The sequence below is a fragment of the Wansuia hejianensis genome, assembly GCF_014337215.1.
Lineage (GTDB): Bacteria > Bacillota > Clostridia > Lachnospirales > Lachnospiraceae > Scatomonas > Scatomonas hejianensis.
Genome location: NZ_CP060635.1, coordinates 3047501 through 3069610, shown reverse-complemented (window position 1 = coordinate 3069610; position 22110 = coordinate 3047501). Strand labels below are relative to the sequence as shown.

Below are 22110 nucleotides of genomic sequence, written 5' to 3'. Positions count from 1 at the left end.
ATATTTGATCTATTAATTTTCATATTCACAAATGTAACCGATTCTTCCGGCATAATTGGGCCAAATGTCCACCACATCTTCCGGCACGTCATTCAACACCCATCCGTTAACGTCAGAGTTGTAATACATCGTCAGGTACAATTCCTCATATTCCCCATCCTGAAAGCTGGGTTCTCCGCTCAGCCATTTACCGTTGATAGGACAGGAAATGTCGTTGACGGGATTCGCCGTGAGAAAATTCCGGTCACTGTCCACCCAGCTATATACATTACTTTGGGGACCTCTGCCTCCTCCAATATAGAATATGGTCTTAGACAGGCCCTGTGCTTCAATTTGAGCAGTAATTTCTTCAAATTCTTCTAGAGTCTCAATTGTGGCCAGATACCCTCCTCTGGCGATGCAGCCGTTAAAGGCCTCTTCCCAGCCGCCGTCTGAAACGATCAATTCATAAGTATGCGCCTTCAGCTCCGGCGTCGGAGCCGCTGTCACAGTAACCTTAGGGGCTTCAGAAGGAGCCGGTTCAGATGTTGGAGCAGCCGCAGCCGTGGGTGTCTTCTCTGCCCCTGCTTCCTTTTGCCCCATATCCTTTTTACCCGAATCCTTTTTATCCGGTTGATCCCCGAACGCCGACGAGACTGTTCTCTCCTGCTCTCTCTCCTCCCTCGCCGTTTCCTTTTCAGAGTCCCGGTTCATGAGATAATGAGCGCCCAGCCCAATCCCCACACCTGCAGCCAGCACCAGTGTAACAAGACCCACCAGTAAAGGCACATGATTTTTCTTCCCGTTATCTCCGGCCCGATCGGTCTGTTTTCCTCCTGCCGTTTCGGGCTGATCTTCTACCGCTCTGGCATCACCAGACCGCGGAGACGGCGTCTCCAGTTTCGCCCCACAGTATTCACAGAACTTGGACTGGTCTTTGTTTTCCTTTCCGCATTTTGTACAAAACATAAGATTCTCCTCTTTTATCCGGTTATCTGACCATAAACCGAATATGCGTCAAGAATGTTAAATTGCTCCGTATGGTGGTTTCCCTCTGCATGTGCCGTAACTAAAATGTACTCCTCTCCCTGAATGACCGCGAGACTCGCAAGGCAAAGCTGTGCTTCATCGGTATAACCGGTCTTGCCGCCTTCTATCACTGCTCCGTTGCTCAGTGTATCCGTATCCATCTTCTGGAACATGGTACTGGCCAGATAAAGGCCTTCCGGATGGTATTCCGTGGGCGTACAGGTATAATCATGAGCCGTAAATACTGTGCGGAAAGTCTCGTTCAAAAGGGCATTTTCTAAAAGCCTGGCAAGATCCGCACAAGTGCTGTAATGATTGTCATCATGAAGGCCGGAGTCTGTGACAAAATGCGTGTCTGACAGCGCCAGCTCCTGGGCTTTCTGATTCATAAGTTCTACAAAACCAGCCTCCGATCCTGCGATGCGGTCTGCAAGCGCCACGCAGGCGTCAGCTCCTGACGGCAGCATCACACCATACAGAAGATCTCTCACCGTAACTGTCTCCCCTGCGCTGAAGCCAGCCATAGAGGCTCCCTCCTCATACAGTGGGTTGATCTGCTCCGCCGTCAGTGTAATTTGCTCTTCCAGATCCGGAAGATTCTCTATGGCTACAAGCGCCGTCATGATCTTCGTCATAGAAGCCGGATATATCCTGTCCGCCGCTCCTTTATCCAGCATCACCGCATGATCCCTTAACCTGACCAGAATCGCATGAGAACTATAAACTGTGTCCGGAGACAGTTTCTGTACCTCCACGACAGAAGGAGCCGGAGCTTCCGTTGGCTCTGCCGTGCCCGCAGGCTGTATTTCCTCCGGGGTCACCGTTTCCGCCTGGAGGCCAGGTTTGCTATTTGAAACGCTTTCCTGCTCCAGAGAAGACCCGGAGGCAGCCGGCGATGCATCTTCATTACGCTTACCGGTATTCAAAAGCTGTATTGCCAGCACGACGAGCAACCCCGCCAGAACTATAACCACCGCCACACACTTTATAATCAGCCCTTTTCTGCTTGCCTTCACCGGCTTTTTCCCATCCTTCTCTGGAGAAAACTTCTGGGAAAGCTCGTCCTTTTTCTGTACTGCCTCAGCCTGGACCGGCCCCTTTTCGTTCTGCGGCGCCTGACTGCCGCCTGTTTTTTCTTTACTTTCTTCAGATTCCAGATTATCCGGATTCATGAACCATATCCTCCATATATTTTATCCATAATTTATCTGCTCTTCCCTAATCCCATTCTTTTTCGAGAAAAGCAGTGATGTCTACAGCCCTTGGCGGACATCCCTTCAAAGATTTTTCAAAACATCTGGTACAATTGCCCACGCCGATTTTGCCGCCTTTCCCCTTATAGCCCTGTCCTATGGCAACGGGCGTATGTTTACCTGAAAGCTGACCACGAACCTGCAGGCGGTCCAGCGCATAGATCAGGGAACCATAGCATGCGCTGCAGGCGTCCGCAGGCTCTGTATAGGCGGCCAGCTTCTTCACTCTCCCTGTCATCGGCAAGGTGCGCCGTTCCAGCGTGCCTTCGTTTAGCTTTGTAACCACGGCTCCCTGTGTATCTCTGCTGCCCACGCCCAGCTGTTCCGCCAATACAATATAAGGAACCTCTTCCGAGTGGTATCCCATTGCCTCGCAGACAAACGAGTCGCACAGGACCGGGTCCCGGAATCCCAAAATCCTGTCCATCTCCACAGGATTCCCGCCTTCCTCAAAATCCAGGTCCCCGCAGATATTATCCACCAGAATAAAATCATTGCGCACGACCGTGTTCAGATGAGCAATGGGCTTGTGAAGGCCCATGGTGTGAAACCTCCTTTTCTCTGAATCCGGAATAACCCCCTTCATATTCTTGAGGGCGCAGGTCACTGTCGTCTGACAATGGCCTTTTAAAACCGGCATATTAATCATGAAATCCACCTTCATGGCGGCGTCGCACACCTTCAGATTTATCCCTGCAGCGTCATATTCCCTCGACCGCTCCTTCTTAATATCTATAAAGGGGATCTGATACCGCTCTATAACTTCCCGATATCCACAGACTCTTAACGCATCCTGTGTGTCCGCTCCTACCCAGGAGCTTTCCATCACCGTTATATTTGTGAAACCATGATCTGTCAGATACTCCAGCGTCCCGTCCAAAAGCTCAGGGTGGGTGGTTGCCCCGGCGGATGCCGGCTTCGGAACTACCATATTAGGCTTCAGGCCTATATGCCGTTCCCTCGAACCAATAAGCCCGGCGAGATCCGCCTGCTCCAGAACCCGCTTAGCCATAGCTTTATAGTCATCCCCATGAATGATCAAAATCTCATTTTTTACCAAACTACAAGCCCTCCTGTCTTAACTTTCCAGGCATAACTGCTGCCGCTATTATACCACGGCTGAGCAAAGCCTGTAAATCACCTTCATAATTAACAGACTTCTTCTACAATATCCCCAGCCTGGCCTGCAGTCTTTCCAGAAATTTTTGAACAGCCCTGGAGAATACCTGATATTTCTTCCATACTAAGATCAGACGCGCTTCCAGACGCGGTTCCAAAAGCCGGAAGCACAGATTGCTGTCTCCGGTAGTATTAATCAGCTTATCCAGACACAGCGCATATCCGAATCCTTCGTCCACCATAAGCGCCGCGTTATAAATCAGGTTATACGTCGCCGCTATATTCAGGCGTTCAAAATCACCTCCGTACCAGCCGGATAATTCATTTCTCATGACAGCCTGGCGGGAGCCGAGGATTCGCAGTCCCTTCAGATCCTCCGGCCTGACTGCGTTTTTTTCTGCAAGGGGACTGTCCTTCCTCATCAGTAACCCCCATACATCCGTAGCCGGAAGGGTGATATAGTCATACTTTTCCGTATTGGCAGAGCCTACCAGAATTCCAAAATCCAGCAGCCCTTTATCCAGCCGTTCCGTCACATCGTCGGCATTTCCGCTGAACAGATGGTAGCAGATATCCGGGTAATCCTCCTGCAGATCTCTGGCTGTCTGCGCGATAAGACGCATGGCATCCGTCTCTCCGCCGCCAATATATATATCGCCGCTGATAATTTCGTCCTTTGCGTGAATCTCTGCCTCCGTCTTATCGGTCAGCTCCACAATCTCTTCGGCCCTTCTCCGGAGCAGCATCCCCTCATCTGTCAAAATCACACTGCGATTACGTTTGCCTCTGACAAACAGTCTTGTGCCCAGCTCATCCTCCAGTTCCATCAACTGCCGGGAAAGCGTCGGCTGCGTAACGTGAAGGTACTCTGCCGCCCTTGAAATGCTCTCTTCCCTCGCCACCGCAAGAAAATATCTAAGAACACGAATCTCCACCGTACATCCTCCCTTGCTAAAATATTTTATAAGCTTCTGTCAAAAGTATAAATCCGCTTTTTAATACCCGTCAAGCATGGATTAGTATTTATCATAAGTATTTGTAATTTAATTAATTATTCCTTATACTGGAATTGAAGGAGGCAGCTAGATGAAATTGACCACTGCACGGCTCTCGTCCAACTTTTGAAGGATGCAGGCTGTAACCCTGAAATCATTCACCAGTTTCTGTCAGCTATGGAAAAAGGGCGGACAGAGGAAAATCTTCATCTTCTGTATAAGCACAGACAGCAGTTAATCACTGTCATCCACAAGGATCAGAAGCAGCTCGATGTCCTGGACTTTCTGATCTATACTCTCAAAAATCATGAAAAGGAGTGTTGAATATGATTTATAAAGATTTTCAGAATTTAAAACTTTCTGCCCTGGGTATGGGCGCCATGCGTCTTCCCGTCATCGGCGGCGACGACGGGGCTGTCAACGAGGGGGAGACAGAACGCATGGTCAGCTATGCCATGGATCATGGAATCAACTATTATGACACTGCCTGGGGTTATCATAACGGCCAGTCAGAACTCGTCCTGGGTAAAGCCCTTTCCAAATACCCAAGAAACAGCTTTTACCTGGCAGATAAGTTTCCGGGGTATGACCTGTCTAATATGGGGAAGGTTAAAGAAATCTTTGAAAAACAGCTGGAGAAATGCGGAGTAGAATATTTTGACTTTTATCTGTTTCATAATGTCTGTGAAATGAATATAGATGCCTACCTGAATGAAGAATATGGAATCTATCCCTATCTGATGCAGCAAAAAAAATCCGGCCGAATCCGCCATCTGGGTTTCTCCGCCCATGGAAGCTATGAGGTGATGAAACGTTTTCTTGACGCATACGGAGACAGCATGGAATTCTGCCAGATTCAGCTGAACTATCTGGATTGGTCCTTCCAAAATGCTAAGGCAAAGGTAGATCTGCTGGCAGAATACCAAATCCCTGTCTGGGTGATGGAGCCTCTGCGCGGAGGCCGGCTGGCGTCACTATCCGATGAATACGCTCAAGAACTGAAGAACCTGCGCCCGGAGGAGAGTATCCCTGCCTGGGCCTTCCGCTTTCTTCAGTCTGTTCCCGGCGTTACCATGATACTTTCCGGCATGTCAAATTTTGAACAGCTTCAGGAGAACATTCACACCTTCAAAGACAACAAACCATTGAACGAACAGGAGCTTCTCTGCCTGCTGGATATCTCCGGCCGCATGGTGGGAAAAATCGCGCTGCCCTGCACCGCCTGCCGCTACTGCGTCAGTCACTGTCCAAAGGGCCTGGATATCCCTTCTCTTCTTGCGCTGTACAATGAACATTGCTTTACAGACGGCGGTTTTATCGCCCCAATGGTAATGAACACGATCCCGGACGAAAAACGCCCCAACACCTGTATCGGCTGCAGAAGCTGTGAAGCTGTCTGCCCTCAACAGATAAAAGTTTCAGAAGCAATGGAAGATTTCTCCCACCGCCTGGGCATGTGAAACGGAGGCTCATCAGACATGGACTATCAAAAGCTTTCTAAAAGTCTGGCAGCCGCTGATACAATTCATGAAGGTTCCGCTTTGCATGGATTCATGCATGTGGCCGCTGATGACGCGCGAAAGATAACGTCAGAGCTAAATAACTCTTACCACACCCAGGAGGAAATCCGGTCATTAATGAAAAAACTGACAGCAAAAGACATAGACACTACCTTCACACTTTTTCCTCCTTTCTATACCGACTATGGAAAAAATATAACCATCGGAAAACATGTATTTATTAATTCCTGCTGCCATTTTCAGGATCAGGGAGGCATATTTGTTGGCGACGAGACTCTGATTGGCCATAATGTGGTGATCGCAACTCTCAACCATGATTTTTCTCCCGAACACCGGGCTTCCATGCATCCCGCCCCTGTCCACATCGGAAAAGGCGTCTGGATCGGCTCTCACGCCACAATTGTGCCCGGAGTCACAATTGGAGATCATGCGGTAATCACAGCAGGCGCTGTGGTAACAAAAGATGTACCCGCATTCGCCGTCGCCGGCGGGGTTCCCGCGAAAATCATTAAATATATCAAACAGGAGAATAATTATAAGTAAAAATATCTTAATATTGTCTAGCAGTCCGCGAAAAGGCGGTAATTCAGATATACTCGCTGATGAATTTGCGAAAGACTCCACAGATTAAAGGCTTCCTGGCCTGCCAGAAGACCAGCCGCTGCGCCATCCATGACGACGCTGATCCAATTGTACAAAAAATGCTGCTTGCGGATGTGATTGCTTTTTCCACACCAATTTATTTTTATGAAATGTGCGGGCAGACGAAAAGGGGGCCATTAAGGAAAGTCCTGCCCTTGAAGAAGCCTATAGATTAGGAAAAGAGATAAAATAATCAAATAAGAGGGAGTGATTAACCACTGCCCTCTTTTATTACCATTCTGAGAGAATCCAGTCTTCCGGCGCAGACGCCATCGTTGATTTCCGCACTACAAGCCTCCCATCCATCAACACTTTATTCACAGACTCACAGTTGCCTGGATTCTCAATCCGGTCCAATAGGATTTTTGCAGCTTCTATGCCCGCATGCTTTTTTTTAATATGTATGGTAGATAACGAAGGTTCTACAATGCTGGCTATAAATATATCGTCATAACCAATCAGTTTGATATCCCGGGGCACCTCCTTGCCATATTCCTTCAGCACTTTCAGCGCTCCAATTGCCATCTGGTCATTGCCGCAGAATATTCCATCCAGATCGGGAACATTTTCAAGCAGCTCTTTCATCGCCAAATACCCACCCTGATGGCTGTAATTACCCTTTGCAATCATCTTGCGCTCATTTACCTCTAACCCATACTCATTCATAACGTTCAAGTAACCCTCGATACGTTCTTCTGCAATTTCCATATAACCAGGGCCACTGATATGGCATATTTTCCGACATCCGCAATCAATTAGATGTCTAACAGCCATTCTTGAATTCTCAAAGCCATCAAAGTATACAGAATCTATACCATAAGGCGTAAGATCCCGCTCCAGGCTCACCAGCGGAGTCGGTTTAAACTTATTCACTGCTTCCAGAAGCTTCCGGCAGTAACGTTCTATGTGTTCTTTTGATGCCACAGACGCGAAGATTATCCCGTCTACCCGATTGTTGATATACTGCTGGAACAATTCAAACTCATAATTCTCCGCGGACCGGTCGCCATAAGCAGAACGTGCATCAGAAAGAACAATCTGATATCCTCGCTCCGTAGCGATCTCACTAATTCCTTTGACAATATATGGGTAGAATACACCATACATATCTCCTGTAATAATCCCGATGATACCGGAATGGTTACTCTTCATTCGCTGTGCAATAGGATTTGCTTCATAAGCCAGTTCACGTGCTGCAGCCCTCACTCGCTGAGCGAGTTCAGGGCTCACATACCTTTTTCCATTTAGCACATTTGACACGGTAGAAATAGATACACCTGCTTTTTGTGCGACATCTTTTATTCCATTCATAGAATTACTCTTCCTTTATCTCTATATTTTATTAGTATAAACTTTTCATTCTATTTCATCAAGTAATGTATGGATAAATATGGATGTCCTTTTCCCGCATCTCGAATATTATTGTCCGTAGTAGGCATTCGTCCCATGTTTCCGGTAAAAATGCCTGTCTCTTATGGCTGCCTTTAGTGGCTTGGCCGACTGCGAAAGCTGTTCCGTCAATAAAGCCATTTTAGCCGTTTCCTCCAGCACTACTGCATTGTGTACAGCTTCTTCTGCATTGCTTCCCCAAACAAACGGTCCATGACCAGCCACCAATACCGCCGGATTGTGCAACGGCGGTATTTTCCGTGCCAGCAGAGTTTCAACAATCACTAAACCCGTATTTTTCTCATAGTCACCCGCTATCTCTTCATCGGTTAGCTGACGGGTACAACCAACCGACTCATAAAAATAATCTGCCTGGGTGGTTCCATACAGTGGCAGTTCCCGGCACGCCTGAGCCCAAGAAGTAGCCCACACGGAATGGGTATGGACAATCCCTCCTATTTCTGGAAAAGCCCGGTATAATTCCAGGTGAGTGGCCGTATCGGAGGACGGTTTTAACCGCCCCTCCACCACATTTCCTTTTAAATCCATCACAACCAGATTCTCCGGGTCCAAATCCTCATATTTCACGCCGCTGGGCTTAATCACCATATAACCGCTTTCCCGATCAAACCCGCTGACATTGCCCCAGGTATACGTCACCAGCCCCCGGAATGGTAATTCCATATTTGCTTCATATACTTTTGTCTTTAACCGCTCCAGCATGTTCTTTTTCCTTTCTGCTTAATTAAGGATATCTTTCTTCATCCGCCAGCTTATCTAAAAAAGATCGCATCATAAAACAGACCGATTCTAAATCCTCTCTCCAGCGGCTGTTTCCTTTGTACCAAAATTCTGCCGTATATTTACGTACTCCTAAACTCCAGGCTTTTTCAATCATCTGTTCAAAAGGTACATGTCCGCTCCCGTATGGTACCTCACGGAATATACCAGGAAGCGATTCCTTCAGATGCAGGGCTGTAATATGACCTTTCCCACAAAACAGATCCTCCAGCACATCCGTATGATACGCATAAGCTGCGTTGACTAGATTTCCGGTATCTGGGTAAACATTTAAATAAGGAGACTGTATCAGATTCACATAGCCCATGGATTTCCTAACAGTATTCATAAATTCCGTCTCCATAGTCTCAAATCCCAGCATGACCCCCGCGCATGCTGCCATTCGTACTGCCCGGTCCAAATTGTAAGCAAAACGCTTCCTAGTATCCTCCGTAGACGTTTCATAATATACATCATAGCCAGCAAGCTGAATCAGCCGGATACCCAAATCTTCTGCCAGTTCTATCGCCAGCTCCATAATTTTGATTCCCCGAACGCTGGTCTCTTCATCTATGCTGCCTAAAGGATATTTCCGATGGCCCGACAAGCACATCGTACGGATAGGAACTCCCGTTTCATACATGAGCTTCACTAACTCCAACCGTTCCTGTTTTGACATATACAGACGGGATAATTTTTGCTCTGTCTCGTCTATGCTAATCTCCAGGCAGTCATAGCCGGCTTCTCCCGTATGCAAAAGCTTTTCTTTGAAGCTTAAATTTTCCGGCATGGCTTTTTCATATAATCCCAGTGTGTACACTTTCATACTATTCGTATCTCCTAATTTTCAAAATGCTTCCACACTCCGGCCATGCCCTCAATTACGCTTCGGTATGCGGAATATTTTTCTTCATAGATGTCTTTGTACTGCAGCCGGGGCAGAACAGTTTCCGTGATTTTGACCGTCCTGGCAATAGCTGTACGATAGTCGGAATAAATACCTGCGGCTATGCCTGCCGCCATAGCCGCGCCCTGGGCTCCCAATTCTTTGTCTGCGATCACATCTACCGGGATCTGCAAGGCATCAGCAAAAATCTGTACCCAGACCCTCGAATTCGCTGCCCCTCCGGATAAGCGGATTGATTTCGGTTTCTCTCTGTTTTTCAGGAGTTTATTTACATGTGTCAAATGAGAAAACACGATTCCTTCATAGACTGCCCGAAGCATGTGTTTTTTATTATGATAGGCTGTAAGACCCACAAAAGTGCCCTTGGCCAGCGGATCCTCGTTGGAACCATTCAAAAATGGCAGAAAAATAATACGGGAATCCCGAGGATCGATTTCTTCCACCCACTGGTTAGTAAGTTCATACACAGACACACCCTTTTGATCTGCCTCTTCTTTTTCATAATTCATCAAACTGCGGATAAACCACTCCATATTTCCGGCCGATGTGGGACTGCTCTCCTCCACCAAATAATAACCGGGAATACAGAACATGGAATTCAGAGCAACACTGCCATTCAATACTGGTTTTTTCCTGATAAATTCGTTGATGCTCCAGGTACCAGCAATCATACACATCTGCTCCTCATCAGAAAGCCCCGACGCAATCCCGCAGGCATTCACATCAAACATTCCCGCCGCTACCGGTATCCCTTCCGGAAGGCCCGTCTCCAGCGAGGCTTCATGGGTCACATACCCGCAGATATCCGTAGACTGCCTGAGCTCGGGAAGCTTTTCGTATACGCGTTCTAAGCCAAACAGCTTCAGCAGCTCTCTGTCATACTTTCCTGTGTTGAGATTTACCAGATTGCCGCCCGTAGAGTCCGAATATTCCGCATATGCCTCTCCTGTCAGCTTATATCGAATGTAGTCTTTTACCATGAATATATACTGGGTTCGTTCCAGCACCTCCGGCTCATGATCTTGAAGCCAGGCCAGGATGCTCACGGGCTGGCAAGCGAGGATTTCCTGAAAGGATTTCTTAAAAACCTTCTCTTTTGTACCGTCTTCCCCCCACCGTTTCACATATTCCCAGGCTCTGGTATCCGTAGACATAATTCCCCTGTAAGACGGCTTGCCGTCGTATCCCACCAAATATAGGCCCTTACCATGTCCGGATAGAGACACTCCGGCAATTTCTTCTGAACGGACGCCGCTCTGTTCAATCGCTTTACGCACCGTCATAGAATTAACCCGCCATAGCTCATCCATATCCTTTTCTGTGTAGCCCGGCTTCGGTGTCAGTGTCATTGTAGGCCAACCGGCCGCTGAAACCTGTGTCCCATCTTTATCAAACAGCGCGGCCTTAGAAAAAGTGCCGCCGTTATCTATTCCCATCAAATACTTCATAATCGTTCCTCTAAGCGGGGAGCTTCCGGCACGTCCGGACAGTTAGGTCCGAAATGCTTCAATACCACCAGCGGCTCTACTTTGCTGGTATTGCGGATGCACACGCCTTCCGCCGCAGCCTGCTCCGATACAAAAAACTCATCACTGCTCTGCTTCCCAAAGTGGATCAGGGTTGGAGTTTCCGCGCTATAGGTGCCAAATACTCCATGGCCCTGGATAAATACACAGCCATAGGCAGCACCGTCCCGAATCACAACCGTCTGACCCGGATAGACTGTCAATTCCTTGGCAGCGATGTAGGGATTACCATAGACGATCCATTTCTGAGAATAACTCTCTGTCTCCGTCTCTGTCAGCGGCCTGCGGAAATAATGCTTTTTATAATGAGGATCCACATTTTTCTCCCAATCCATCAGATTGAAAATATAATCAATATCTCCCTTTTTATCTTCCGGACATTCTTCATCCAGCATTTCCGGAGGATATACCTCTCCGGACACGATATTTTCATAGACAGAATTCACATCGGAATTCCATTGTGGTTCATAGGTAAGCACGGATGCGGGCGCATGAATCACCCCTGCCGGCGTATACCAGCCGGTTCCCAGCTGGATGCGGTAGGCTCTGGAAAGTTCGGTGATTTTCGTATCATCCTCCGCAAAGCGCCGGATTCTTTCTTTAATCTCCTCCGGATCCACATCAGGGTCAAATCCAAAATAGGTATATCCTGCCTCCCCAAAGTGATTGTTTAATTGTTTGGGAAAATAATAATTTTCAGGTTTTCCCAGCTTACCCACCCGGGCCGCCGCCTCAAAAGTCAGATGCAAATGGTGAAACAGCGGGTTTTCATTATCGAAAAATTTTGAATACATGGGCCAGCCGTTATACTTGTCCATCAGCTCCTGACCTACTAGTTCTGCGCCCAAAACTTTTATCGCGTCCCGCAGGGAAAATTTCAGGTCATTATCATAATCGGCACACACATAGCTCATGCCTTCGTCTGCTTTTGCCAGCTCACCATTCTGCGCGGCAATCGTGGAAGAAAACCAGCGTTCAGTAATGGAACCTCGCGCCATACCGAAAGCAAAATAGTCGTCTGGATGCAGTTTTAACCGGTGCCCGGCCTTTCCAAAACGCCTGGGTACAAAAGCCGGAAACAAGCGGAAAATACCGCCGCCCTTTTGGAAGGTTTCTTTAATCACCTTTTCATCCCTGACCGCATCCGTCACCACAAGATTTCCAATTTTAGCCGCTTCCTCCAGCCTTCGTTCCAATTTTTCATCTGCCTGTCTGATTAGTTCTTTTTCTGTCATATTCAATCTCCTTTTAACAGGCGGTGCCCATCCCTGAGGGAGCGCACCGCCTTTTCACTTAAATTACGCCCTTTTGCAGCATAATGTTCGCATATCTTTCTTTTGTGGCCGTCTGCACAATCACGTAGGCCGTTCTGGACCGCTCGTAAAACTCCATCCGTTCCATATAGCTGAAATCCTTAAATTTTCCCCCTTCCTCTGATACTGCTAAAATGTTCCTATACTTGGACCAAATCTCAGGCAGGGGTTCTGTGTCCTTTGGTTTCATTAGTGTGACCGGATCCGGCACAAAATCATCCAGTGGGAAAAACTTTATCACCGCTTCCAGAAGCTCCGGTATCTCTACCCCGTCCAGGCGAATGATCCTTTTTGCACAGGTGCTGGCCGGATAATTTCCATCAGCCAGCAATAATCGGTCGCTGTGTCCCATATCCATCATGTACATGACCAACTTCGGCGGCAGAACAGCCGGAATTCTTTTCAGCATAAGTACCTCCCCGCAGTCTGTTCATCTGCTCTTCTTTATTTCCACTCCGCTACGTTTTCTTTGGTGATCAGCACATAGGGGATCAAAGTTTCCTTTTCCACCGCTTCGCCTTTTACCGCCTTAACTGCCGCTTCAACAGCGCCAGCTCCCTGGCCGACAGCATCCTGATAGACCGTACCAATCATTTCTTCTGATTCCACAAGCGCCAGCGCATCCGCAATGGCGTCAATGCCGACTACCTTGATAGAATCTTCCATGCCAGCCGCTTGGATTGCCTTTAACGCACCGATAGCCATCTCGTCATTCTGAGCCACTACTCCATCGATCTGGTCGCCCATCTGCAGCCAGTTTTCCATCAGTGTCATCGCTTCCGCGCGATCCCAGTTGGCCGTCTGTTCGGCTACGATCTTAATGTCCGGATAATTAGCCAGAACTTCCTCGATACCCTGAGAACGGTCCAGCTGCGCTGAATGGGAGGTCGGCCCTAAAATGACCACAATATTCCCCTTGCCGCCCAGCTCATCTGCCATACACTGCATGGCAAGCCTTCCAGAATCTACCGTATCTCCGCCTACGTAACAGGTTGCTTCGTCCACATTATCAACCAACCCATTCACCACAACGATGGGAATGTCCGCCTCATTGGCAGCGTTTACACATGGCACACAGCCACTGGCATCATAGGGGTTCAGTATAATGGCATCACATTCATCTGTAATAAAAGACTCCACCTGCTTCAACTGCTCTTCCGCCGATCCCTGTCCGTCCAGCTCCACCAGCTCAATGCCCATCTCATCCGCTTTGTTCCGAGCTGCCTCAGCCATGTAAGTGATAAATTCATTAGACAGATTCTGGTATGAGATACCAATCTTCATACCACCCTCAGTTTTGGATGAAGAAGACTCTGCGCTTGAGGAAGACTCTGGAGTTTTGGTTGCCTCCGGCGAACTCTTGGAAGCGGATGCTGAAGTGCTGTCCGCGCCCCCTTTATTACCTCCGCAGGCGGTAAGTCCCACCAACATACTCATCATCACCAACATCGCTACTCTTTTCTTCATGATTAAAACCCTCCTTTAAAATATATGTTATTTTCTTTTAGCAGCCTTTGTTTTGATATCTATCAACACCGCAGCAATAATAATAATTCCTTTCACAATCTGCTGCCAATAGGAAGATACCTTCAAAAGATCAAGCCCGTTATTCAGAACGCCCACAATCAAAGCGCCAATTACGGTACTAACCACACTACCTTCCCCTCCCGACAGGCTTGCACCGCCAATAACGCAGGCTGTTATCGCATCCATTTCATATCCTTCTCCTGCTGACGGAGAACCAGTCATAACTCTGGAAGAAATGATAATTCCTGATAACGCGGATACAAATCCCGCTATCATGTAAACAATCAATTTTACTCGTTTTACATTGATTCCAGATACCTTGGCAGACTGCTCATTTCCGCCTACCGCATATACATGTCTACCAAATTTAGAGTAGCGCAGGAACAACACGCCCACCACGATTACGATCAGGAAAATGACCACCGGATAGGGAATTTCGCCAAATAGCATGCCGCCGCCGATGGCGGTGTATTCTTCACTCAGGTCAATAATCGGCCTGCCGTTATTGTACAGCAGAGCAAGACCCCGCAGAGAAGTCATCATACCCAAGGTAGTAATAAACGGAGGCACATCACCATAAGCGATAATGATGCCGTTTAAAGCCCCTGCAGCCGTACCTGCCAGCAATCCCGCCAATACAGGTACAAATAACGGAAATTGTCCCGGATGGGCCAGGCTTGTGGATATCATCGCCACCACTCCTGTAATGGAACCCACGGACAGGTCAATACCGCCAGTAACAATTACAAAAACCATTCCTACCGCGATAATACCGGTCATAGATACCTGCCTGAACACGTTGACAAAGTTCTTAATGCTCAGAAAGGACGGCGATAAAATGGATAAAACCAAACAAATCAGAATCAGTATCAATACAATTCCAAATCTTTCAAACAAGGTGCCTGCGCTCACTTTTTTACGAGCTGTCTTCATTTCGTATCCTCCACTTTTCTGCCAATCGCAAGATTCATAATTCTTTCCTGGCTGAATTCATCTCTTTTCAGCTCACCGGTCAGCTTTCCATCATGCAGGACGATTGCCCGGTCGCTCATTCCTATGATTTCCGGCATTTCCGAAGAGATCATAATAACGGCTTTGTTCTTAGCGGCAAATTCCGACATCATTTTATGGATTTCCGCCTTAGCTGCCACATCAATACCCCTGGTAGGCTCATCGAAAATCACCAACTCAGGATCTCCCAGCATCCATTTCGCCAGAACTACTTTCTGTTGATTTCCTCCGCTCAGGGTTTCCACCTTTACATCCAACGACGGGCATTTTACCTGGAATTCTCCGGCTATTTTTTCCGCTGCCTTCCGCTCCTTCTGTAGACGGAGAAATATATTACCAGCACAATAGTCATTGAGGTGAACTATGGATATATTTTCCTTAACTGACGCGTTCAGGTTCAGCCCCAGCGCTTTGCGATCCTCGCTCACCAGCGCAATGCCCCTCCGGATGGCATCCCCTTCAGACCGGATATGGACCTTTTTTCCTTCGATCAAGATTTCCCCTCCATCCAAGGGAACCATCCCGAATATAGCTTCCGCCAGCTCTGTACGCCCGGCTCCCATCAAACCTGCAATCCCCAGAATTTCACCCCGGCGCACTTGAAAGCTGACATTTTCAAATTTATTGCGTACGGTGGCATTCTTGACCTCCAGGTACACGCCTCCCGGCCTACATTCCAGCTTCGGGTAAATGTCCTCAACGGTCCTTCCAACCATGGCGGCAATCAACTGATCTTCCGTCAGATCCTCCGCCTTTTCCTGGCAAATGAAATGCCCATCCCGCAGAACTATGATGTCATCAGCAATCCTGAAAATCTCGTCCATTTTGTGTGAAATATAGATAATCGTCTTGCCTTGTTCCTTTAGTTTTGTAATGATACGGAACAGTTCCTCCACTTCGGTATCTGTGATAGCTGATGTGGGTTCATCCATGATGATGATGGATGCATCAAAGGACACCGCTTTAATGATTTCGATCATCTGCATCTCCGCAACACTCAGATCTTTCATCCTGGTTCCCGGATCTATGGATATATTCATAGAGTCCAAAAGAGCTTTGGCTTTCTTGTTCTGTTCCTTAAAATTAACGAAACACTTCAGCTTCCCGGAAATTTCCCGTCCCATAAATATGTTTTCCGCCACAGTCATCAGCGGAACCGGATTCAATTCCTGATGAATCATGGAAATCCCATTCTCCCTGGAATCCTGCAGGGAATTTAGCTGTACCTTCTGGCCGTCTATGTAAATTTCTCCGGTATATTTGGTATTGAGGCCAATCAGTATTTTCATCAGGGTGGATTTTCCGGCGCCGTTTTCACCCATCAGCGCTGTCACTCTCCCTTTGCGGAACGATACGCTTACATCACTCAGCGCTTTAACGCCTGGAAATTCAATGGTAACGTGTTCCATCCGCAATGCATGTTCTGAATTGTTCATGTCTCTCTCCTTTTCTTCTGGCTATCAGACATCTTCTCACACGCGTTCCATGCACCTTCTGCAGAGATCCGTCCATTTACGGTAGCGTCCCGGATCTTTTTGGCAAGTATGGGTATCCTTCAGAATGATTTCCACACAGTTGTCTCTGGTGGCCTTCAGCATTTCAGTCACATATCTTTCCAGAAATTCTTCGTTGTAGTCGTTAATAAAATAGGAAGGATTAGGTTTCCAGGAATAGACGGCCCGTTTCCCGATACGTTCGGCACATAACTCTATGTTTGCCCAGGGGGAAACGGAGATTCTTCTCATATTAGGAGCCTGAAATACGTAATCCAGTTTATTCTCCAGCGGTTCACAGCAGCCATAGGCCGCCAGACCAAAAGGTTCTAAAAGCCTTCTTTCATACTGCATTACAAATTCCTCATGCATGGCCGGAGACACATTGGTAAACTCCTGTGACTCAGCCAGAGCCCAGAGGTTTTTCAGGCTTTTCGCTCCATTTTCATCCTGGGGTAAATCTCTGGTATAGCCTACGCCGCCGGTACCGTTATAGGAAAAATCATTATTTAACTCTAGCAGATTCATTTCCTGATACTGGCGGATTACATTCCTGAAGCCCTCCTCAAAAATTGACATAGCTTCATGGGTCATTTCCGGCTCTTCGTACAGATCATACATGACATTCTGAAGACCGCGAAGATCAGTATACATCTCCATCAGGTTAAAAATAATGTATTTCTTTCCCACCAGCTTCACATTCAGGATATCTCCCAATATTTCCTGCTGGATTTCAAACCGCTGTTTCGTAGCCGTTTCATCATAGGATACAACGGGCGCCTTAATTTTCTTCAAATCCGAGGCATCCTGGATCAAAGGATGAAACGGCATAGCCTTTTCATTGAAGCTGAACCCTTTTGTCCAGACCATCGGACAGTAACCAATCGTACTGTCCACCTGAAATACATTTCCTACAGGCGCGGTACCCTCTCCCGGCTTTCTTAAACCCCATCCTGTATCGGTAATGATCTTGCTGACCTCCCAGGAATTTTCCACTACAGAATCATCATTAATATTCTCCGCCCGATAAAGTCTTGCTCTCAGCATCCATTCCATTTCTCTGGCCTGCTCATCCTCACAAACCAGCATCTCCGGCGTAATCACCTCACGCCAACCACCTTCGGGAAATACCAAAAGAAGTGGTTTTGTACTCTTTAAATCGTTGTGCTGATACCAGCTTTCCTTTCTTTCTGTCATTACCGGATCTTTTGCCAATTCTTTCACACGTGACGCCAGATCGCGAATTAATTGCCTCTCCATTTTCGAAATCATACTTTACCTCCGCCAATTAAAAAAACGTTTTTCTTATAATTGAATGGTACTTTAAAAAAACGTTTTTGTCAATTATTTTGTATTTTTTATAAAAATTTTGTTATTTTACCCTAAAAAATATTATATATTTTGTAGATATTTCATAAATTTTATAGGGCTTTATTATATTTTTAAATTTAGTAAAAAAACGTTTTTTCATATATTCTTATTTATAGCGCAAAACATCATTCGGAAGTTATAAAAGGCAAGGAAAAAATACCGCTTGGGAAGAATTAAAATGTTAGAATAATAAATTTTACTAGACCGTATGACAGCTATGTTCAGAAAAGTAAAAGAAACTGATTTCAAAGACTTATTTTTCAAAAAAAGAGTTGTATCAAAGATCAAGCATTACTAGGGCAGCCGAACAGGCGGCTTAATAACGGGCATTTCAACATTATTCATAAAAAATAACCATCCTGCTCTATAACAATAAATAAAATGGTTATTTCTGTTTAATCGTTCCCCATGTCAATTGAAAACAGACAGATATTCAATAATCCCAGTACCGATCTGGAAAAAGGTTCAGATATTAAAGCACCAAAGTGAAATTCGGCAACTATCTTTAATGAAAGTTATGTATACTCCCACATCATGGCAGGTAAAAATAATGCTCAAAATAACTAACAAAAATCTAACATTTACTTTGGGATACTTTAGCATAGATCAAGATACAAAAAAAATAGCGGGAATCCGCATAAATACCGGTTTCTCCGCTATCTCTTCATGTGAAGCATCGGGGATTCGAACCCCGGACAACTTGATTAAAAGTCAAGTGCTCTACCACCTGAGCTAATGCTCCAAAAGTGCCTAGTTCCGGAATCGAACCAGAGACACGAGGATTTTCAGTCCTCTGCTCTACCAACTGAGCTAACTAGGCACAAAATTGCGGGAGCAGGATTTGAACCTGCGACCTTCGGGTTATGAGCCCGACGAGCTTCCAGACTGCTCCATCCCGCGATATATGAAATTTTTTCGGCCGTTCGGCCAAGCCGATGATCGGACTCGAACCGATAACCTGCTGATTACAAATCAGCTGCTCTGCCAATTGAGCCACATCGGCACAAGAGCCACATTGGCAAATGGATGGTGGTGGATTCGAACCACCGAAGGCATCGCCAGCAGATTTACAGTCTGTCCCCTTTGGCCACTCGGGAAACCATCCAAATTAGAACTTAATGGGGCCTACAGGGCTCGAACCTGTGACCCTCTGCTTGTAAGGCAGATGCTCTCCCAGCTGAGCTAAGACCCCATTCTCCTCACAGCATAGCTGTTCGGCTTTGCTTAAAAAAAATATATTAGTCAAAATAACGACCCGGATCGGGTTCGAACCGACGACCTCCGCCGTGACAGGGCGGCGCTCTAACCAGCTGAGCCACCGGGCCGTAAAAGGTATTGACATACCTTCAAAACCGCATACACAATCTTTCATCTTTTCCCCTGCTTTTCTCTGAACGCCTGCCTTCTTCTGGTCAAGCCCTCGACCGATTAGTAACAGTCAGCTCCACACATTGCTGCGCTTCCACCTCTGCCCTATCTACCTCGTCGTCTTCAAGGGGTCTTACTTCTTCTTAGAATGGGATATCTCATCTTGAGGGGGGCTTCACGCTTAGATGCCTTCAGCGTTTATCCCTTCCGGACTTGGCTACCCTGCCATGCAGCTGGCGCTGCAACAGGTCCACCAGCGGTCCGTCCATCCCGGTCCTCTCGTACTAAGGACAGCTCCTCTCAAATATCCTGCGCCCACGCCGGATAGGGACCGAACTGTCTCACGACGTTCTGAACCCAGCTCGCGTACCGCTTTAATGGGCGAACAGCCCAACCCTTGGGACCTACTACAGCCCCAGGATGCGATGAGCCGACATCGAGGTGCCAAACCACTCCGTCGATGTGAACTCTTGGGAGTGATAAGCCTGTTATCCCCAGGGTAGCTTTTATCCGTTGAGCGATGGCATTCCCACTTAATACCACCGGATCACTAAGCCCTACTTTCGTACCTGCTCCACCCGTCGGTGTCGCAGTCAAGCTCCCTTCTGCCTTTACACTCTCTGGATGGTTTCCAACCATCCTGAGGGAACCTTTGGGCGCCTCCGATACCCTTTCGGAGGCGACCGCCCCAGTCAAACTCCCCGTCTGGCATTGTCCCCCGCCCGGTTCACGGGCGCAGGTTAGAAACCCAATACTGCAAGGGTGGTATCCCAACATTGGCTCCACGGCAACTGGCGTCACCGCTTCATAGCCTCCCACCTATCCTGTACATGCAATACCGAATCCCAGTACCAAACTGGAGTAAAGCTCCATGGGGTCTTTCCGTCCTGGCGCGGGTAACCAGCATCTTCACTGGTACTTCAATTTCACCGGATGCATTGTCGAGACAGCGCTCAAATCATTACGCCTTTCGTGCGGGTCGGAACTTACCCGACAAGGAATTTCGCTACCTTAGGACCGTTATAGTTACGGCCGCCGTTTACTGGGGCTTAAATTCAAAGCTTCGCCGTTCGGCTAACCTCTCCTCTTAACCTTCCAGCACCGGGCAGGCGTCAGCCCATATACTTCACCTTTCGGTTTCGCATAGACCTGTGTTTTTGCTAAACAGTTGCTTGAGCCTATTCTCTGCGGCCTGCTCTCGCAGGCACCCCTTCTCCCGAAGTTACGGGGCCATTTTGCCGAGTTCCTTAACAATGCTTCTTCCGTCGGCCTTAGGATTCTCTCCTCATCCACCTGTGTCGGTTTACGGTACGGGTACAGTAAAAGCAATAGCGGCTTTTCTTGGTACATGGCTCACACGCTTCCCTACTATATTTCGGTCCGCATCACGTCTTCGGCTTGGCCGGCGGATTTGCCTTCCGGCCACCTACCTCGCTTGCACGCGGCTTTCCACTCCGCGCCCGTGCTTTCCACATACGTCCCCACAGTTCTGTTTTACTGCAGTGCAGGAATCTCAACCTGCTGTCCATCGGCTACGGCTTTCGCCCTCGCCTTAGGTCCCGACTTACCCAGGGCAGATCAGCTTTACCCTGGAAACCTTAGATATTCGGCCGAGAGGATTCTCACCTCTCTCTCGCTACTCATTCCGGCATTCTCTCTTCAAGGCATTCCACAGCTCCTTACGGTACTGCTTCTTTACGCCTTCAATGCTCCTCTACCATGCCCCTTTCGGAACATCCTGAGCTTCGGTGTCGTGTTTCAGCCCCGGACATTTTCGGCGCAGGACCTCTCGACCAGTGAGCTATTACGCACTCTTTGAATGTGTGGCTGCTTCTGAGCCAACATCCTGGTTGTCTTTGAAATCCCACATCCTTTTCCACTTAACACGCACTTTGGGACCTTAGCTGCAGGTCTGGGCTCTTTCCCTTTTGACTGCCCAACTTATCTCGTGCAGTCTGACTCCCGGTCATCAATTACGCGGCATTCGGAGTTTGATATCTCTTGGTAAGCTTTGACGCCCCCTTAAGAATTCAGTGCTCTACCTCCGCAAATCTTGACCGAGGCTAGCCCTAAAGCTATTTCGAGGAGAACCAGCTATCTCCGGGTTCGATTGGAATTTCTCCCCTACCCACACCTCATCGCCACCCTTTTCAACGGATGTGCGTTCGGCCCTCCACTACCTCTTACGGCAGCTTCAGCCTGGACATGGGTAGATCACCCGGTTTCGGGTCTGCCTGCTCTGACTCCTTCGCCCTCTTAAGACTTGGTTTCCCTTCGGCTCCGCAGCTTCTGCTGCTTAACCTTGCCAGAGACGGCAACTCGCCGGACCGTTCTACAAAAAGTACGCGGTTCCACGCATGATCGTGGTTCCACAGCTTGTAGACACAGGGTTTCAGGTTCTCTTTCACTCCCCTCCCGGGGTCCTTTTCACCTTTCCTTCACAGTACTATGCGCTATCGGTCACTGAGGAGTATTTAGCCTTGGGGGGTGGTCCCCCCTGCTTCCCACAGGGTTTCCCGTGTCCCGTGGTACTCTGGATCCTGCCGGGCTGTTCCTGATTTCGTCTACGGGGCTTTCACCCTCTCTGGCTGGCTTTCCCAAAACCATTCCCCTATCATTCACAATCCCTTGCGGCAGTCCACAACCCCGCGATGCATGCATCACGGTTTGGGCTCCTTCCCTTTCGCTCGCCGCTACTTAGGAAATCGATGTTTCTTTCTCTTCCTCCGGGTACTTAGATGTTTCAGTTCCCCGGGTTCCCCTCCATACGTTATGGATTGGCGTATGGATCTATGAGGTCTTCTCATAGGGGTTTCCCCATTCGGATATCTCCGGATCTATGGATATTTGCTCCTCCCCGAAGCTTTTCGCAGCTTGTCACGTCCTTC

At 47.8% G+C, this 22110-nt stretch carries 17 protein-coding genes, 7 tRNA genes and 1 rRNA gene (1 of these 25 running past the window's edge); 3 read left to right on the top strand and 22 right to left on the bottom strand.

Features of this window, described 5'->3' with window-relative positions; all coding sequences use genetic code 11:
* Window positions 1-12: 12 nt before the first annotated feature.
* The 4 genes from H9Q79_RS14135 to H9Q79_RS14120 form a co-directional block, all read right to left on the bottom strand.
* A complete protein-coding gene (locus tag H9Q79_RS14135) occupies window positions 13-948 on the bottom strand; it encodes a zinc-ribbon domain-containing protein (RefSeq protein ID WP_249328566.1) in 936 nt (311 codons plus the stop codon).
* 14 nt (window positions 949-962) lie between these two features.
* Window positions 963-2180, bottom strand: coding sequence for a D-alanyl-D-alanine carboxypeptidase family protein (locus H9Q79_RS14130; RefSeq protein WP_249328565.1), 1218 nt, complete (start codon window positions 2178-2180; stop codon window positions 963-965).
* Window positions 2181-2226: 46 nt separating this feature from the next.
* Window positions 2227-3321, bottom strand: coding sequence for a DUF362 domain-containing protein (locus tag H9Q79_RS14125; RefSeq protein ID WP_118648037.1), 1095 nt, complete (start codon window positions 3319-3321; stop codon window positions 2227-2229).
* 103 nt (window positions 3322-3424) lie between these two features.
* Window positions 3425-4315 (bottom strand): LysR family transcriptional regulator, encoded by an 891-nt coding sequence (locus tag H9Q79_RS14120; RefSeq protein ID WP_249328564.1) that lies wholly within the window; start codon window positions 4313-4315, stop codon window positions 3425-3427.
* Window positions 4316-4701: 386 nt separating this feature from the next.
* Between H9Q79_RS14120 and H9Q79_RS14115 the strand changes: the two genes are divergently transcribed.
* The 3 genes from H9Q79_RS14115 to H9Q79_RS18545 are packed head-to-tail and all read left to right on the top strand — an operon-like array spanning window position 4702 to window position 6713.
* Window positions 4702-5835 (top strand): aldo/keto reductase, encoded by a 1134-nt coding sequence (locus tag H9Q79_RS14115; protein ID WP_249328563.1) that lies wholly within the window; start codon window positions 4702-4704, stop codon window positions 5833-5835.
* Between the two features lie 18 nt (window positions 5836-5853).
* Window positions 5854-6438, top strand: a complete 585-nt coding sequence (locus H9Q79_RS14110; RefSeq protein ID WP_249328562.1) for a DapH/DapD/GlmU-related protein — start codon at window positions 5854-5856, stop codon at window positions 6436-6438.
* A 41-nt stretch (window positions 6439-6479) separates the two neighbouring features.
* Window positions 6480-6713, top strand: a complete 234-nt coding sequence (locus H9Q79_RS18545) for a flavodoxin family protein (RefSeq protein ID WP_334298981.1) — start codon at window positions 6480-6482, stop codon at window positions 6711-6713.
* Between the two features lie 55 nt (window positions 6714-6768).
* On the opposite strand, the gene H9Q79_RS14100 is transcribed toward H9Q79_RS18545, so the two are convergent.
* The 18 genes from H9Q79_RS14100 to H9Q79_RS14015 all read right to left on the bottom strand — a co-directional run.
* Window positions 6769-7848, bottom strand: coding sequence for a LacI family DNA-binding transcriptional regulator (locus tag H9Q79_RS14100; RefSeq protein WP_249328560.1), 1080 nt, complete (start codon window positions 7846-7848; stop codon window positions 6769-6771).
* 108 nt (window positions 7849-7956) lie between these two features.
* A complete protein-coding gene (locus H9Q79_RS14095) occupies window positions 7957-8649 on the bottom strand; it encodes an L-ribulose-5-phosphate 4-epimerase (protein ID WP_283245084.1) in 693 nt (230 codons plus the stop codon).
* A gap of 22 nt (window positions 8650-8671) precedes the next feature.
* Window positions 8672-9532 (bottom strand): L-ribulose-5-phosphate 3-epimerase, encoded by an 861-nt coding sequence (locus H9Q79_RS14090; protein WP_249328559.1) that lies wholly within the window; start codon window positions 9530-9532, stop codon window positions 8672-8674.
* 14 nt (window positions 9533-9546) lie between these two features.
* On the bottom strand, window positions 9547-11061 hold the full coding sequence (locus tag H9Q79_RS14085) for an FGGY-family carbohydrate kinase (protein ID WP_249328558.1): 1515 nt from the start codon (window positions 11059-11061) through the stop codon (window positions 9547-9549).
* On the bottom strand, window positions 11058-12374 hold the full coding sequence (locus tag H9Q79_RS14080; protein WP_249328557.1) for a cupin domain-containing protein: 1317 nt from the start codon (window positions 12372-12374) through the stop codon (window positions 11058-11060). Before H9Q79_RS14080 ends, H9Q79_RS14085 begins: the two co-directional genes overlap by 4 nt.
* Before the next feature lie 58 nt (window positions 12375-12432).
* Window positions 12433-12861, bottom strand: a complete 429-nt coding sequence (locus tag H9Q79_RS14075) for an RbsD/FucU family protein (protein WP_249328556.1) — start codon at window positions 12859-12861, stop codon at window positions 12433-12435.
* 35 nt (window positions 12862-12896) lie between these two features.
* Window positions 12897-13919 carry a substrate-binding domain-containing protein gene (locus H9Q79_RS14070; RefSeq protein ID WP_249328555.1) on the bottom strand — a complete coding sequence of 341 codons (1023 nt, stop codon included), beginning with the start codon at window positions 13917-13919 and terminating at the stop codon, window positions 12897-12899.
* A 27-nt stretch (window positions 13920-13946) separates the two neighbouring features.
* The gene (locus H9Q79_RS14065; RefSeq protein WP_249328554.1) at window positions 13947-14912 is read right to left on the bottom strand and encodes an ABC transporter permease; all 966 of its coding nucleotides are present in this window, start codon (window positions 14910-14912) and stop codon (window positions 13947-13949) included.
* Window positions 14909-16426 (bottom strand): sugar ABC transporter ATP-binding protein, encoded by a 1518-nt coding sequence (locus H9Q79_RS14060; protein ID WP_249328553.1) that lies wholly within the window; start codon window positions 16424-16426, stop codon window positions 14909-14911. The genes H9Q79_RS14065 and H9Q79_RS14060 overlap by 4 nt, the downstream gene beginning before the upstream one ends.
* Before the next feature lie 36 nt (window positions 16427-16462).
* Entirely contained in the window at window positions 16463-17755 is a 1293-nt protein-coding gene (locus H9Q79_RS14055) for a hypothetical protein (RefSeq protein WP_249328552.1), read from the bottom strand.
* A 768-nt stretch (window positions 17756-18523) separates the two neighbouring features.
* Window positions 18524-18596, bottom strand: a tRNA-Lys gene (locus H9Q79_RS14050).
* Window positions 18597-18601: 5 nt separating this feature from the next.
* Window positions 18602-18674, bottom strand: a tRNA-Phe gene (locus H9Q79_RS14045).
* 6 nt (window positions 18675-18680) lie between these two features.
* Window positions 18681-18754 (bottom strand) — tRNA-Met (locus H9Q79_RS14040).
* Window positions 18755-18784: 30 nt separating this feature from the next.
* A tRNA-Thr gene (locus H9Q79_RS14035) sits at window positions 18785-18857 on the bottom strand.
* Between the two features lie 20 nt (window positions 18858-18877).
* Window positions 18878-18959 (bottom strand) — tRNA-Tyr (locus H9Q79_RS14030).
* Between the two features lie 14 nt (window positions 18960-18973).
* Window positions 18974-19046: transfer RNA gene (locus H9Q79_RS14025), tRNA-Val, on the bottom strand.
* A gap of 59 nt (window positions 19047-19105) precedes the next feature.
* A tRNA-Asp gene (locus tag H9Q79_RS14020) sits at window positions 19106-19179 on the bottom strand.
* Window positions 19180-19262: 83 nt separating this feature from the next.
* Window positions 19263-22110: ribosomal RNA gene (locus H9Q79_RS14015) — 23S ribosomal RNA — on the bottom strand (it continues 49 nt past the right edge of the window).

Excerpts from the sequence above, each read along its gene's own strand:
- H9Q79_RS14100 (WP_249328560.1), bottom strand. The coding sequence starts at position 7,848 with ATGAATGGAATAAAAGATGTCGCACAAAAAGCAGGTGTATCTATTTCT.
- H9Q79_RS14080 (WP_249328557.1), bottom strand. The coding sequence starts at position 12,374 with ATGACAGAAAAAGAACTAATCAGACAGGCAGATGAAAAATTGGAACGA.
- H9Q79_RS14095 (WP_283245084.1), bottom strand. The coding sequence starts at position 8,649 with ATGCTGGAGCGGTTAAAGACAAAAGTATATGAAGCAAATATGGAATTA.
- H9Q79_RS14085 (WP_249328558.1), bottom strand. The coding sequence starts at position 11,061 with ATGAAGTATTTGATGGGAATAGATAACGGCGGCACTTTTTCTAAGGCC.
- H9Q79_RS14115 (WP_249328563.1), top strand. The coding sequence starts at position 4,702 with ATGATTTATAAAGATTTTCAGAATTTAAAACTTTCTGCCCTGGGTATG.
- H9Q79_RS14065 (WP_249328554.1), bottom strand. The coding sequence starts at position 14,912 with ATGAAGACAGCTCGTAAAAAAGTGAGCGCAGGCACCTTGTTTGAAAGA.
- H9Q79_RS14060 (WP_249328553.1), bottom strand. The coding sequence starts at position 16,426 with ATGAACAATTCAGAACATGCATTGCGGATGGAACACGTTACCATTGAA.
- H9Q79_RS14130 (WP_249328565.1), bottom strand. The coding sequence starts at position 2,180 with ATGAATCCGGATAATCTGGAATCTGAAGAAAGTAAAGAAAAAACAGGC.
- H9Q79_RS14070 (WP_249328555.1), bottom strand. The coding sequence starts at position 13,919 with ATGAAGAAAAGAGTAGCGATGTTGGTGATGATGAGTATGTTGGTGGGA.
- H9Q79_RS14135 (WP_249328566.1), bottom strand. The coding sequence starts at position 948 with ATGTTTTGTACAAAATGCGGAAAGGAAAACAAAGACCAGTCCAAGTTC.
- H9Q79_RS14090 (WP_249328559.1), bottom strand. The coding sequence starts at position 9,532 with ATGAAAGTGTACACACTGGGATTATATGAAAAAGCCATGCCGGAAAAT.
- H9Q79_RS14075 (WP_249328556.1), bottom strand. The coding sequence starts at position 12,861 with ATGCTGAAAAGAATTCCGGCTGTTCTGCCGCCGAAGTTGGTCATGTAC.
- H9Q79_RS14055 (WP_249328552.1), bottom strand. The coding sequence starts at position 17,755 with ATGATTTCGAAAATGGAGAGGCAATTAATTCGCGATCTGGCGTCACGT.
- H9Q79_RS14110 (WP_249328562.1), top strand. The coding sequence starts at position 5,854 with ATGGACTATCAAAAGCTTTCTAAAAGTCTGGCAGCCGCTGATACAATT.